This window comes from Vibrio sp. 2433-A1, from assembly GCF_056726085.1.
This window is the reverse complement of the sequence record NZ_JBRESC010000007.1, coordinates 97,760-112,984: the sequence shown is the minus strand read 5'-3', so window position 1 is coordinate 112,984 and position 15,225 is coordinate 97,760. Positions and strand designations below refer to the sequence as shown.

The window sequence follows — 15,225 nt, the reverse complement described above, 5'->3', positions numbered from 1 at the left end:
TCTGTTTATACAGTTTTTGACCAGTTAAGTCTAGGCGGAGCGCCCATTCTGAGATCTAAGTGGTCAGTCTTTACGCCATTGGTGACAGTATTCGATAAACGTTTTAAGTAATGGGCTTTGATACTTTTCTCTGTGGACCAGTAACCAGAAGCGTCGCTTCATATCTAGCGGGAGCCGCAACTCGACTACTCGCCCTGCGTTGATTGCGGGTTCTGCCGACAGTTTTGATAAACAACCTAGCCCAAGCCCAGCCGAAACACTGTTGATCAAGGCTTCTGTTGTATTCAGTTGAAAGGACTCTTGCCAGTGCTCGATACGTGGAGCAACAGTGCGTAAGAAGAACTCTCTTGAGCCAGAGCCGGGTTCGCGCAATATCCAATCACTATTTTCAAGATCGCCAATGGTCAGCGGCAGTTGGCTAACTAATGGGTCATTGGGTGTGCAGACGATGCACATCTCGTCTTCACTAAACTGAGTTGAGATGAGCTGAGGGTGAAGGGTTTTGCCTTCGATCAACGCTAGATCGAGCTCATAGTCGATCAGCTTTTCACAGATCAATGCTGAGTTTGAGATAAATAAGCTTTGTGATGTGTGTTGAGTTTCTGCGCGAAATTCTCGCAGCAGATACGGAGCGACCTGATTACCTATCGTATCACTGGCACCAATCTTTAACTCTCCGGTTAATGTCTGGTCATTATCGAAAAGTTGCTCGATATCTTGCGCTCGCTCAATAAGCTCATCGGCTAATGGCAGTAACTTCTGTCCCTCCTGATTAAGGATAAGGCGATTGTTAACCCTATCAAACAGAGAGTGACCAATCTGCTTTTCTAATTCAGACAACGCCATACTCACCGCCGCTTTGGATAAAAACAATGCTTCCGAAGCAGAAGTGAGCGTCTCGTGCTGAGTGATGGTTATGAACACCTTGAGCTGTTTGAGAGATATATTAGTCGCCATAAGATTCGTTAAGTTTGTTTGAACACCTGTTTTAAATAATTAGATATTATCGAACAATTAGCAAGCGTAAACTGGCTCTGTACTAAAGAGATTGAGAGGCAACAATGATTCAAGCAGCAAAAGCAAAAGTGATGGGAGCACCCACTCCAATGGCAGGCTTAGCGCTAGGGATTGCCAGTTTAGGTTGGTGCTGGGAAAATGCCGCGCCATTTCACGGTTATGCTCAATGGGGCGGAGCAGCGATTGCCAGCCTACTATTGGCAATCTTAGCGGTGAAGTTTCTATTTCATAGCCACTTATTGCGTGAAGATTTAGCGCATCCTGTGGTGGGGAGCGTAGTACCAACATTTGCGATGGGTACTATGGTCGTCTCTGCATCAATAGGGCACTTTTACCCTGTGGCTGGTGACCTAGTATGGCTAGCGGCTGTTGGTTTGCATGTGGTGTTCCTTGCTAGTTTCGTTTACCACCGTGCGCAGAGCTTTGAACTGCACCATATGGTGCCAAGCTGGTTCGTGCCTCCTGTCGGTATCATAGTGGCGGATGTCTCTTTCTCAGGTAATCTTCATTTGGTAATGGTTGCAAATGCAGCATTAGTGTTTGGTATTGCGGCTTATGCGGTGATGCTACCTATGATGATTTATCGCTTTATGTTTACTCATGAAGTGCCAGATGCAGCGAAACCAACCATGGCAATTATGGCCGCGCCGGCAAGCCTTTCTTTGGCAGGCTACTTAACCGTGACTGCAGAACCTTCACCAGTGATTATTGGGGTGTTATTTGGTATCGCGGTATTAATGACAGCGATTATTTACCTCGCATTCTTTAAGCTATTACGGCTACCGTTTAGCCCTGGTTATGCGGCTTTTACCTTCCCGATGGTGATTGGCTCAACAGCGCTATTTAAATTATCCGCTTGGATGGAAAGCGTTGGTGTAGCGCAGCAATATGTTGAGCAAGTACACTGGCTTGCAGGGTTAGAGCTCGTGGTTGCCACGCTAGTGGTAGGTTATGTTGCAGCACGTTACTTCCACTTCTATCAGCCTCATCGACATGTAGTGCGTAACGCGTAACCTTTTAAGCTTTTCTAAGCTTATATTTATCAAGAAAACCGTGCACTTATGCTAATCTCAATCCTAATTACGGCGAGAATAGTGTGAGTGCATTTTGTTTACTGTCTACCATTCCAACCAAGTAGATGTTTTAAAGTCTCTACTTGTCGAGCTGGTTCGGCTCAACCCTCTAGCAAATCCATTTGAAAAAGAGCAAATCTTGGTGCAAAGCCCGGGGATGTCTCAATGGTTAAAAATGGAGTTGGCCAAAGAGTTTGGGGTAGCGGCGAACATAGACTTTCCACTCCCCGCGACTTTCATCTGGAATATGTTTACCGAGGTCCTGCCAGATGTGCCTAAGCGCAGTGCATTTAATAAAGAGTCGATGACTTGGAAGCTGATGCACATCTTGCCGGGTATGCTCAACACGCCAGAGTTTGAACCACTTAAACGCTATCTAGAGCAAGATGAAGACAGCTCTAAGCTCTATCAACTATCAGAAAAAATCGCCGATATTTTTGATGGTTACTTAGTGTATCGCCCTGAGTGGATAGCCGCTTGGGAAGCGGGTCAAACCGTGGCTGAGCTAGAAGAAGAGCACCCTTGGCAGCCAATCTTATGGCAAGCGCTTTATGATCACACCTTAGCGTTAGGCCAATCGCCATACCACCGTGCTAATTTGTACGAACACTTTATCGATACGCTCGAAAACTATCAGGGTAACTTTGACCATTTACCTAAGCGCCTATTTGTATTCGGCATCACCTCTTTGCCACCGCGCTATATGGATGCGTTAAAAGCGATTGGCGAGCATATTGATGTGCATCTGATGTTCACCAACCCATGTCGTTACTACTGGGGTGAAGTGCGAGATAGAAAGTTTCTCGCTCGTTTAGCGGCAAAACACCGTAAACATGTGGTGTGGAATCAAGACCATTCTGAGCAGCACGGCGAGAGTGAACAACTTAAAGGTTCATTGGAAGAGAATTTACTCGATGAGCTGCATACTGACGCGGTTGGTAACAGTCTATTGGCGTCAATGGGTAAGCTTGGCCGTGACAATATGTATCTGTTGTCGCAGCTAGAGTCGCATGAAATTGAAGCCTTTGTCGATGTCGAGCGCGATTCGCTGCTGCATCAATTGCAAGCCGATATCCTTAATCTTGAAGAGCACCAAGATGACCATCAGCTAGAGAGCAGTTCACATAAACAAGTGGTCACGCTAGGGGATAAATCTCTCAGCTTACATGCCTGCCATAGTCCGATGCGTGAAGTGGAAGTGCTGCATGATCAGCTACTTGCGATGTTCGATGCTGACCCGAGTCTAAAGCCGCGCGATATCATAGTGATGGTCGCCGATATCAACGCCTATAGCCCAGCGATTCAGGCGGTATTTGGTAATGCGCCGGGTGAACGTTTTATTCCTTATTCGATTTCGGATCGAACTGCTGACCAAGAGAGCCCAATCCTTAATGCTTTCATGCAACTGGTTAATCTGCCGAATACGCGCTGCCTAGCATCAGAGCTATTGGAGCTACTGGAAACACCGGCAATATTGGCGCGATTTGAATTAAACGAAGATGAATTTATCTTAGCCAAACAGTGGGTAGAAGAGTCAGGGATCCGATGGGGACTGAACCCGTCCACTGGGCATGAATTTGATCTGCCTGAAACAGCGCAAAATACCTGGCAGTTTGGCATTGAGCGCATGCTGTTAGGTTATGCGATGCCAGAATCAGCAGGTCTGTTTGAGTCATCAACGGGTACTTTAGCCCCCTATAACCAAGTACAAGGCTTGGGTGCTGAGCTCGCGGGTAAGCTGGCGCACTTTATTGAAAATGTCAGCGAGTATCGTCAAAAGCTAGTACAAACGCAGTCGATTGATGAGTGGCGAGAAGTATTAACTCTGCTTCTTGATGCATTTTTCAAAGTTGAACTAGAAGGCGAAGCGGCGCTTAAATCGATTCGCGATACTTTAGCTAACCTAAAAGAGCAGCTTAGCGATGCCGCGTTTGAACAGCCATTAGCGCCAGCTATCATTGCTCAGTATCTACAAAATAAACTCTCAGGCACTCGGGTTAGTCAGCGTTTTCTCGCCGGACAAGTAAACTTTTGTACCTTGATGCCAATGCGCTCGATTCCATTTAGAGCAGTCTGCTTGCTTGGTATGAATGATGGCGTCTATCCACGAACGGTGCCGCCGGAAGGGTTCGATCTGATGAATGGCCGAACCAAACCCGGTGATCGTTCTCGTCGCGACGATGACCGATACCTATTTTTAGAAGCGATGCTCTCGGCGCAGCAGTCCTTGTATATCAGTTATGTTGGCCGCTCGATTCAAGACAACACTGAGCGAGTGCCGTCAGTACTAGTGTCGGAATTAATGGAGTATTGTCATCAGAACTATTGCCTAGAGGGTGACGAGCAATTGGCCTGCGATGAGTCAGGAGAAAAGCTGCTTGATGAGTTACTGACTCAGCACTCGATGGTGCCTTTTAGTAGCAGTGCTTTTTTAGGTGATTCGCCAAGCTATGCCAAAGAGTGGCTTCCTGCCGCTAACCGCCAAGGTCAGGTAAGTGGTGAGTTTAACCAGCGCCTGCAAGATTACCTGCTTGATGTGACTTACCCACTTGATTTAGATCTGGTTGAGCTGCAACGCTTTTGGCGCTTACCAGTACAGTACTTCTTTAACCGCCGCTTAAAGGTGATGTTTGAGCCGCCTTTACCGGTAATGGAAGATGACGAGCCATTTATACTTAATGGTTTGGAAAGCTATCAAATGCGTGATGGTTTACTGGATAGCTTACTCAAGTGTCAGTTAGATAATGGCCAAGGTTCGGATACTAAAGCGATCATTAAAGCATTTGTTGATGAGCAACGTGCGCAAGGTAAACTTCCCGTTGGCGCGTTTGGCGATATTGAGTTTGAGACCAATCGAGTGCAAGCCGAAGAGCTGGTGGAGAAACTGACTTTCCTTTGCGGCGCTGACAATGATGACTTGGAAGTAAAACTGACACTGGATGTGTTAGGTGAAGATAAACAAATCCACCTAACTGGCTGGCTAACCCAGCACTATCAGTCAGGCCTAGTCCGTTACCGCAGCGGTAAAATACGCTCACAAGACTATCTATCGGCGTGGATCGATCACCTAGCGATGTCTGCAATGGGTGAAAGTAAACGCACCCATATGATTGGCTATGACAAAAAAGAGGGTGTGGTGCACTTAGTTTACCCACCAATAGCTGATGCAAGTTATGCACGCTCGTTATTGTCGGAGTTAGTCCGCTTGTTCTATCAAGGCATGACAGAGCCGTTAGCTTATTTCCCTAAAACAGCATTGGCTTGCGTCGAGGCAGGATTTAGTCGCGGTAAATGGGTGGATGATGAAGAGAAGTCACTCAAGAAGATGGCCGATACATTCAACGACAGCTTTATGGCTGCGGGTGAAGGAAATAACCCGTACATTGCGCGTATTTGGCCAAATTGGAATGATGAGCTGGCGGCAAACTTGCGAACTATGAGTGCACTAGTGCTGCAAACGGCACGCTTAGAAGCGATGATAAATGAAGATATGCAATAAAGCCTTTGGAAACAAAGCAGTAAGGAAAGTAGGTGGCCGCCAGTAAATCATTATAGTGTAGGGCGTTCGCTGTACGGCCACAGGTCAGAGGGACCATGATTCTTTTGGTTTGTTGCAACGTTAAAGCTGCTCAACACATGGCGCGCATACTAACGGCTAGACACAGCTTCTGCCGTGAGAAAGATCGCATAACATCCTAACTTTTGTAGGATAAATATGAATAACAACAGTTTTTAAGTCTGGATCACACTTATGTCTCACGGGATCCATAAGTTTTCAGCAAAAAGGCAGAATTTTATGACAGCTACGTCAATGGTTACTCCGCTTAACACCATGACTTTTCCTCTTCATGGCGCTCGATTGATTGAGGCGTCAGCCGGGACGGGTAAAACCTTTACCATCGCAGGTTTATACCTACGATTGCTTTTGGGTCATGGTAGTCCTGAAACTAAGCATCAAGTGCCATTGACGGTTGATCAAATATTGGTGGTAACCTTTACCGAGGCCGCCACGGCTGAGTTGCGCGATCGTATCCGAGCGAGAATTCACGATGCGCGTTTAGCCTTTGCGCGCGGACAAAGTAGTGACCCGGTTATTGCGCCACTTTTGGATGAAGTGAGTGACTACAAACAAGCTGCGGAAATTCTCCTCCAAGCTGAGCGCCAAATGGATGAAGCAGCGGTCTATACAATTCACGGCTTTTGTCAGCGCATGCTTACTCAGAATGCCTTTGAGTCTGGCTGCCGTTTCAACAATGAGTTTGTTACCGATGAGAGTCATCTAAAGGCGCAAATTGTCGCTGACTACTGGCGCAGAAACTTCTATCCGTTACCGCTTAACCTCGCTGGTGAAGTTCGCCGAATTTGGAATTCACCTGCCAATCTACTGGGCGATGTGTCGAGCTATTTAACTGGTGCCCCCCTGAGTTTATCCGTTGCTGCGATGAGCGGTTCGCTCGCAGAGCTTCATCAACAAAACTTAGCTAAGCTAGATGAGCTGAAAGTACTATGGCGTGAACATCAAGATGATCTGCTCGCTCTGATCAGTGATTCTGATGTCAATAAACGTAGCTACACTAAGAAGTCATTACCGACTTGGTTAGAAGCGGTGAACCTGTGGGCGGCGACGGAAACAACAAGTTACGACTACCCTGACAAGCTAGAAAAGTTTGCCCAAAACGTATTGATAGAGAAAACGCCTAAAGGTACACCTCCTCAGCATCCAGTATTTAGCGCGATTGAAGAGTTCTTAGCTGCGCCGATCAGTTTAAAAGCCCCGATTCTGGCCCATGCGATTGAACATTGCCGCGACATGCTGGCCAAAGCGAAACAGCAGAAACAGTGGATGTCGTTTGATGATCTGCTGACGAATTTATCTGCCGCCATCGATCAAGATGAAGCGGAGCTGCTAGCGACTCGGATTCGCCAGCTGTATCCGGTCGCGATGATTGATGAATTCCAAGATACCGACCCATTGCAATACAGTATTTTTAGTCGTATTTATCTTAATAATCCAGAATGTGGCCTATTTATGATCGGCGATCCGAAGCAGGCGATTTATGGCTTCCGCGGTGCCGATATCTTTACTTATATCAAAGCGCGTAATCAGGTATCTTCTCACTTCACGTTAGGCACGAACTGGCGCTCAAGCGCCGATATGGTCGCAGCAGTAAACCAAGTCTTTGCCTTGCCGAACAGTCCATTTATCTACGATCAAGATATTCCGTTTCATCCGGTTAACCATAGCCCGAATGCTGAAAAACGCATTTGGACCATGGGTGGCCAAAAGCAACCTGCATTGACCTATTGGCTACAAGATGCAGAGGATAAACCCTTACCAAAAGGTGAATATCTGCAAGCGATGGCGAAAGCGACTGCAGATCAGATTCAACAGGTGCTCACTGCAGCGCAGCAAGATTTGGCGTTTTTCGAAGACGGCAAAGGTAAGCATCAGATTCAAGCGGGTGATATTGCCGTTCTGGTACGTACGGGGAATGAAGGCCGTATGGTCAAAGACGCTCTAGCCAAGCAGGGAATTGCCAGTGTCTACCTTTCGAACCGCGATAGCGTATTTACTTCAATGATTGCTCAAGACTTGCAGCGTCTTCTTCAAGCGGTATTAACGCCAGAAAATGACCGTGCGCTGCGTGCGAGCTTAGCTTCTGAAATGTTCGCGCTTGATGCTGGGGCTTTGGACAAGCTTAACAACGACGAGAATGAGTGGGAAAGCGCCATCAATGAGTTTAAAGAGTACCGTAAGCTTTGGACTCAACGTGGTGTACTACCCATGCTTCGCGCTGTGATGAGTAAACGTCATATTGCGGAACGTTTATTGGAAGAAGAGGGCGGAGAGCGCACCCTTACCGATCTGATGCATATTGGCGAGTTATTACAGCAAGCAAGCCAAGAGCTCGATAGTGACCATGGTCTGCTACGTTGGTTAGCGCAAGCAATCAGTGATGCTGAAAATGGTCTCGGTGGCAGTGAGGATCAGATCCAACGTCTAGAGTCTGAGCGGAATCTGGTGCAGATCGTTACGATTCATAAATCGAAAGGTTTGGAATATGACTTGGTGTTTTTGCCATTTGTACTTAGCTACCGAGAAGCGAGTGAAGCCAAGTATTACGATGCAGCGCAAGACCAGACTATTTTAGATATCACTAAGCAAGATGCGTCATTAGCGCAAGCAGACAAAGAACGTTTGGCTGAAGACTTACGCTTAATTTATGTGGCGTTAACCCGTGCCGTCTATGGCTGCTTTATTGGTGCTGCGCCGCTGCGAAATGGTCGTTCGATCAAAGAGCCTACCGGTGTCCATCACAGTGCGATGGGCTACTTACTCCAAGATGGACAGGAAGGGGGCATCAGCGATTTGACCATGGCGATCCAAAAGCATGTTGATGGTCTTGATGCTGTCCAGCTTTCATCATTGCCAGCAGAGCAACAACAGGCCTTTACTCAAGTTGTGGGCGAGTCGCAGACATTGACGGCTCGGACTCTATCTAATGAAATTGATCGTCACTGGCGTATCACCAGTTACTCTGGCTTAATCAAGCAAGGCTCACATCACAGTGATGAGGCCTACACCGACTTAATGCACCTTGATATCGACTCTTCTGATGAGCAGGATGAAGAAGAGTTGGTTGAGCCAGAACAATCTATCTTCACCTTCCCGCGTGGTGCTCGACCAGGTACCTTCTTGCATACGCTATTTGAAGAAGTTGAGTTTACCCAAAGCGCGACTTGTGAAGAGAACACAGAAGTTATTATTCGTCTGTTGGAGAGTGAGCAATTAGATCACAGCTGGCTACCAGTTTTACAGCAATTGATTGATACCGTTCTAGCGACACCTCTCGATGGTAAGCAATTACTCCTCAACCAAAAAGGACCAAGTCAAAGATTGGTTGAGATGGAATTCCTCCTGCCGATTGAAGTGTTGGTCGCTCCAGCTCTAAACCGTGTTATTCAACGCCACGATACTTTATCAGCCAAAGCGGGCGATCTCGGTTTTCATACCGTGCAGGGCATGTTGAAAGGCTTTATCGATTTGGTGTTTGAACATCAAGGTAAGTATTACGTCCTCGACTGGAAATCGAACCACTTAGGTGATGATGTGAGTTACTATCACGGCCAGGCACTTAGTGGTGCGATGGCCGATCATCGTTACGATCTCCAGTACCAAATTTATGCTCTGGCTCTGCATCGATTCTTACGCAGCCGTATTGCTAACTATGACTACGAACAGCATTTTGGTGGCGTCTATTACCTGTTTTTAAGAGGCATGGATGGTGCGAGTGACCACGGTATTTTTTCTGCCAAACCGAGTCTCGAATTTCTTGATGATATGGACAAATTGATTGATGGTCAGCCGATTGATACTAAGCATAATAATGCTGGCCAAATGGAGTTACTGTAATGCTCGCAACCTCGACTTCTCTATTAGATACACTCAAACAGCTGGCCACTAAGGGCAATATTAGGCAATTGGATTATCAGTTTGCGCGATTCATTCAAGCTCAAACGCAAGATGAGGCTCTGGCTTTTATTGCAGGAGTCGTGAGTAGCGAACTTGGCAAGGGGCATATTTGTCTGCCTCTGTTTGACCTACAAGCTCAACCTGTCGATCTAGCCGCTAAGTTGGGTCTATTTGGTGAATCTGCGTTAGCGCTCAATCAAGAGTTAGTCACGATAGATTGGGTTGGCAAGTTAAACAGTGCGGCGATTGTTGGCTCAGACGGTGAAGCACTACCACTGATATTTGATGGTTCTAGGCTCTATCTACATCGCTATTGGCACTATGAAGTGACGTTAGCGGCGCGCTTAAATAGCTTTGGGTTACCCATGATCCTAAAGCCTGATGAAGTGCAAAAACTGACAGAGTTACTCAATCACTTATTTGCTAGAACATATCGCTATCTATTTGATTCGTTAAATAAATCTCTTCAGTCAGGAGAGAGCTCTGCGGTTGTTCGTCAACGCATGGTGTGTGATCATCTGGACGTAGTAGCAGAGGAAATATTGGATTGGCCTACCATAGACCAAAAGCTTGTCGCGGCGAAAACGATTGAACAGCTTTCTGTGTTAAATGAGCTTGTTCCTCAGTCTGCGTGTGTTAACTGGCAGAAGGTCGCTGCAGCGGTTGCTTTAACTCGAAAGTTTGCGGTGATTTCTGGCGGGCCGGGAACAGGTAAAACGACCACTGTAACCAAATTGCTAGCCGCACTGATCGAACAAGCGCAAGGCTATGGCTCTCAACCCTCCATCAAACTGGTTGCGCCTACGGGTAAAGCCGCCGCGCGTTTAACGGAATCTATTGGAAAGGCAGTAGCACAGCTTCCTGTAGCGCAGGATCTGAAAGAAAGCATTCCAACCGACGCAAGTACATTACATCGACTATTGGGTGCAATTCCTAACAGTGCCGAGTTTCGACATAGCCGTGACAACCCATTGCATCTCGACATTTTAGTGGTTGATGAAGCCTCCATGGTCGATTTGCCTATGATGTACAAATTGATTGATGCACTGCCTAAGCATGCAAGGCTTATCTTACTGGGTGACAAAGACCAATTGGCATCGGTTGAAGCTGGCGCGGTGCTTGGCGATATCTGTTCATTCAATCAATTTGGCTTTAGTCATGGCCAAGCAGCTCAAGTTGCTAAGCTTACTGGCTTTACTACTTTGGCTCATGGAACACACAATCAAGCCAACATTGCAGATAGCTTATGCATGCTGAAGAAAAGTTACCGATTCGATGCTCGTTCGGGGATTGGACAATTGGCTCAAGCCGTCAATAGTGGCTCAGCGCAAAAGGTGGATTGGGTGTGGCAGAAAGAGTTTGCCGATATCAGTAAATTCCCAATCGACAACCAACACTACAATCAACTGATTCAAACGTTGGTTTCGGAATACGCTCATTACCTTAAACGTATCGAGTTGCAGCTGCTAGACCCGAATACCAATGAGCCTGAAACGCAGCAGCAGCGAGCTAAAGCGGTATTAGACCTGTTCGCGCGCTGTCGCTTGTTGTGTGCAATACGGGAAGGGGACTTTGGCGTTAAAGGGTTAAACCATCGTATTGAACGTGCGTTGGCGGCGCGTAAGCTGATTCAAACTCAAGATGAGCTTTGGTATCACGGCAGGCCTGTGATGGTGACACGTAACGACCATGCTTTGGGTCTGTATAATGGCGATATCGGCATATGTCTGCTTGATAGCTCTGAGCAAGAAGCAAGGCTTAAGGTCTACTTCGAATTGCCAGATGGCAGTGTAAAGTCTGTTTTGCCAAGCCGAGTGCCTGAGCATGAAACTGCCTATGCAATGACGATTCACAAATCTCAGGGCAGTGAGTTCGAGCATACCCTCATGATCTTGCCACCGGACTTTACGCCAATCTTAACACGCGAATTAATCTATACCGGTATTACCAGGGCGAAAAAGCGTTTGAGTTTTTATGCTGACGATCGAGTGATGAAGCGTGGGATAAAAGTGCGAACTGAGCGAGCAAGTGGATTGGTTGAGCGATTACAGGCAAGTGGATAACCATCCATGGCTATCAGATTTCAACTAAAGTGCTGAAGAGAAGGAGATACTGCGGATGCGGTACTTCTCTTTATAGTTGAGGATGAATGCTTTTAAGCCTTCAGTGACGGGAAAGACACAATGAACATCTAGGTTTTCTAGCAGTTCATTATCGGCCATATCCCAGAAACTCTGTACTGAGTTACAGATGATTTTCTTCATCGATAGTTTGCTCTTAGTGACGTTGTGTGTAACCTCAAGCAATCCTTGCAACCTAGCAAGCCGCGATATCAGCCTGCAAAGTGGTGAAGTTGATCCTATCTAGCTTCCAGTGGTAAATATTACCCCCACGAACTGGAAGCTGAAATTTTAACCAATTCAAGATATGAAATAAAGACAATAATGTAGGCAGTTTCGTCAATCTTGTATCAAGAATAAGAATTCAATTGAGCTAGAGCTCCAGCGCCAGAATTTTCGACTTACGCTGGTAGTTATAGAGATTTTGTTTATGCGATGGCAAAAAGTTCACGTCCATCTCATGGAAACCTTGTTCTCTGAACCAGTGTAGGCTATGGGTAGTGAGCACAAAAATATGCTCAATGCCCTGCGCTTTGGATTGCAGCCGCATGTGGTTGAGTAGCAGCAAGCCTCGGTTACCATCTCGATACTCTGGGTGAATCGCAACACAAGCCATTTCGGCCATACGTTCATTGTGATAAGGGTAAAGCGCTGCACAACCTATGATAAGGCCATCTTTTTCAATAATAGTGAATTGATGGATCTCTTGTTCTAACTGTTCACGAGAGCGGCGCACAAGAATACCTTGCTCCTCCAATGGATAAATCAGATCCAAAATACCGCCAATGTCGTCAATGTTAGCAACGCGTACTTGCTCAGCACTTGCTTCAACGATTTGTGTGCCGATACCGTCAAGAGAAAATAGCTCTTGGATCAGTGCGCCATCAACTTTGTAACTGATTAAGTGACTACGCGGTACTCCAGCTCGGCAAGCCGCGGTTGCCGCACGTAAAAATCGTAATGTACCCGATGAGTTTTCTATTCCTGACTCAGTCTGATTTTCTAAGCTAGATAGCATTTTCTCTGCATCTTTTGGGAACAACTCCGCAACCGCATTGCCTTCTTCATCGATGATGCCTTGCTCTGAACAAAAGCCGATCAGTTTATCTGCTTTGAGCTTGATGGCGACTTTGGTTGCGACCTCTTCTGATAGTAGATTGAAAGACTCACCAGTAACGGAGCTTGCAATAGGGCCCAGCAGCACAATCGAGCCTTGGTTAAGCATGCGATTGATACCTTCAACGTCGATACGGCGAATACGACCGCTATGGCAATAATCAACACCGTCATCAACCCCTAGGGGCTGTGAAATAACAAAGTTACCGCTAACGACATTTAGTTGAGTACCTGCCATTGGCGTGTTACTCAAACTCATCGATAACTGGGCTGTGATCGCAAGTTGTAATTGCCCGGCCGCTTGCATGACATAATTTAGTGAGGTCTCGTCGGTAACTCTGATCCCTTTATGGTATGGCGTCGAATGGTTATTTTGCTCAAAAAGATGATTGATTTGTGGCCGCGCTCCATGAACGAGAACAATTTTCACACCTAAGCTATGTAGTAAAGCTAGATCGCTGATAATATTGGAAAAATTACCATCCGCTACAGCCTCTCCACCTAGCATGATAACCATGGTTTTATCTCTATGTGCATTGACATATGGGGCAGACTGTCGGAACCCTTTGACGAGAGCGGTACTACGAATTTTCACAACGCCATCCATTTTATGAATTTATATACAAATATACTGCAATTTTATTCGTTGGTCAGCAAGTGTTTTTTACGGGTGTAGCTGCGATAGATACAGTGCGACTTTGTCTCGTGGATAAGTCAGCTCAACTGCCATCATCGTTTGATGTAAAATTATTAGCCAACTGCATATTTTTAATTCAGACTCATGCTTTGGGAGATGTATTCGGAATACCGCAATAAGAAGTAAGGTGAATGGATCTGTGATCACGAAGAAGAAGCTGATAGAGCTACTTATCATCGTTGGGGCGATTGTTGCTAGCATTGCGGCTGTGATGCTAGGTAGTAAGCTATATGACTACTACTTAACAGTAACCTATCCAAAATCGAGCCTTTATGGCACTTGGGTCGAGCAAAATGTCGCGTCCTATGCTGCAAGTGAATTTGTTTTGGGACCAACGGGCGTCATGATTGATGGTGGCAATGTTGCGACCAGTTATAGCTGGGATGGAACCTACCTAGAATATAGTGTTGGCGATGAAAAGCGCCGCTTTATCATACTCAATGAAGCCTCTACTGAAATGCGTTTGATCTCTCAGCCTCACTATCAAGCGGTTTTCCATGTCAGAGAAAACCAAAAATAGCTGCCATTGACCACTGCTGGATTGCGTATTTTTGTTAAGTTTGTCATGCTCATAGCATCGCTTGAAAGGGATCAAACTAGTGTTCAAAAAATATCTTCCTATTGCAGCTGCCGCTGTTCTTTTTGGCTGTGCTCAACCTACCGAACGTGCTCAGCAATATACGGGTGAAGAGTTCAATACCATTTTAAATAAGTCTGTTGCCGTAGAGTCGGATAAACCGCGAGACTTTACTGAATTCCATCGTCAGGCTGAGCAGGTTGTCACTAACTCTCCTTCGATGGCCAAAATCTATCAACCTCTGTATGAAAAGCTCAATGAGTGGGTATTACAAAGTGGTGATCCTGCTGATTTAGCCAATTTTGACATTCAGGCTGCTCAGCTTGGTGGCGGCGACAAAAAAGGTAATGTGCTGTTTACTGGTTATTTTTCGCCAGTGATGGAGTTACGTCATCAGCCAAACGAAAAGTTTAAGTACCCTGTCTATTCTAAGCCGAATTGTGAAAGTGACTGTCCAACGCGTGCGCAAATCTATGATGGTGCGTTAGAAGGGCTGGGACTAGAGCTCGGTTATGCGGCTAATCGAATTGACCCATTTTTGATGGAAGTGCAGGGCAGCGGCTTTGTCCATTTTGAAGATGATGACACTCTAGAGTATTTTGCTTATGGCGGTAAGAACAATAAAGCTTATGTCAGTATCGGCCGAGTGTTGATTGAACGTGATTTAGTGCCACGTGAAAAAATGTCGATGAAGGCAATTAAAGAGTGGGTACTGGCAAATGATGAAGCAACAGTTAAAGAACTACTAGAGCAAAATCCATCGTTTGTCTTCTTCGAGCCGCGTGCCGATGCGCCAGTGACTGGTTCTGCTGGTATTCCACTATTGCCAATGGCATCTGTCGCCGGAGACCGCTCAATATTCCCTATGGGCACCCCAATCTTGGCAGAAGTCCCGCTATTAAAACCTGATGGTACTTGGAGTGGTACGCATCAATTACGCTTATTGATTGTGTTAGATACGGGCGGTGCAGTGAAGCAGAACCATTTGGATCTTTATCATGGCATGGGGCCAAGAGCAGGTATCGAAGCGGGTCATTACAAGCACTTTGGTCGAGTATGGAAACTAGGGCTTGATGGCTCAGCGACACAAGCGCCTTGGGCATTGCCGCCAGAGAAGTTACAATAGACCTTCATATCTAGACTTTTTAATA

At 46.2% G+C, this 15,225-nt stretch carries 9 protein-coding genes; 6 read left to right on the top strand and 3 right to left on the bottom strand.

Going from position 1 to position 15,225, the window contains the following annotated elements; genetic code table 11:
• Positions 1-63 precede the first annotated feature (63 nt).
• Positions 64-957 (bottom strand): LysR substrate-binding domain-containing protein, encoded by an 894-nt coding sequence (locus tag ACU01J_RS09245; RefSeq protein ID WP_481085434.1) that lies wholly within the window; start codon positions 955-957, stop codon positions 64-66.
• A 104-nt stretch (positions 958-1,061) separates the two neighbouring features.
• Between ACU01J_RS09245 and ACU01J_RS09240 the strand changes: the two genes are divergently transcribed.
• The 4 genes from ACU01J_RS09240 (at position 1,062) to recD (ending at position 11,627) form a co-directional block, all read left to right on the top strand.
• Positions 1,062-2,030 carry a TDT family transporter gene (locus tag ACU01J_RS09240; protein WP_481085433.1) on the top strand — a complete coding sequence of 323 codons (969 nt, stop codon included), beginning with the start codon at positions 1,062-1,064 and terminating at the stop codon, positions 2,028-2,030.
• 94 nt (positions 2,031-2,124) lie between these two features.
• Entirely contained in the window at positions 2,125-5,589 is a 3,465-nt protein-coding gene (gene recC / locus ACU01J_RS09235; protein ID WP_481085432.1) for an exodeoxyribonuclease V subunit gamma, read from the top strand.
• A 297-nt stretch (positions 5,590-5,886) separates the two neighbouring features.
• Positions 5,887-9,504, top strand: a complete 3,618-nt coding sequence (gene recB / locus ACU01J_RS09230; protein ID WP_481085431.1) for an exodeoxyribonuclease V subunit beta — start codon at positions 5,887-5,889, stop codon at positions 9,502-9,504.
• On the top strand, positions 9,504-11,627 hold the full coding sequence (recD, locus tag ACU01J_RS09225; RefSeq protein WP_481085430.1) for an exodeoxyribonuclease V subunit alpha: 2,124 nt from the start codon (positions 9,504-9,506) through the stop codon (positions 11,625-11,627). Before recB ends, recD begins: the two co-directional genes overlap by 1 nt.
• 24 nt (positions 11,628-11,651) lie before the next feature.
• Here recD and ACU01J_RS09220 read toward each other — a convergent pair whose 3' ends face one another.
• On the bottom strand, positions 11,652-11,828 hold the full coding sequence (locus ACU01J_RS09220; RefSeq protein ID WP_004413096.1) for a hypothetical protein: 177 nt from the start codon (positions 11,826-11,828) through the stop codon (positions 11,652-11,654).
• 229 nt (positions 11,829-12,057) lie between these two features.
• Positions 12,058-13,395 carry an amino-acid N-acetyltransferase gene (argA, locus tag ACU01J_RS09215; protein ID WP_481085429.1) on the bottom strand — a complete coding sequence of 446 codons (1,338 nt, stop codon included), beginning with the start codon at positions 13,393-13,395 and terminating at the stop codon, positions 12,058-12,060.
• Positions 13,396-13,636: 241 nt separating this feature from the next.
• On the opposite strand from argA, the gene ACU01J_RS09210 reads away from it, so the two are divergent.
• Positions 13,637-14,017, top strand: coding sequence for a DUF2850 domain-containing protein (locus ACU01J_RS09210; RefSeq protein ID WP_481085428.1), 381 nt, complete (start codon positions 13,637-13,639; stop codon positions 14,015-14,017).
• 79 nt (positions 14,018-14,096) lie between these two features.
• The gene (mltA, locus tag ACU01J_RS09205; protein WP_481085427.1) at positions 14,097-15,200 is read left to right on the top strand and encodes a murein transglycosylase A; all 1,104 of its coding nucleotides are present in this window, start codon (positions 14,097-14,099) and stop codon (positions 15,198-15,200) included.
• Positions 15,201-15,225 lie beyond the last annotated feature (25 nt).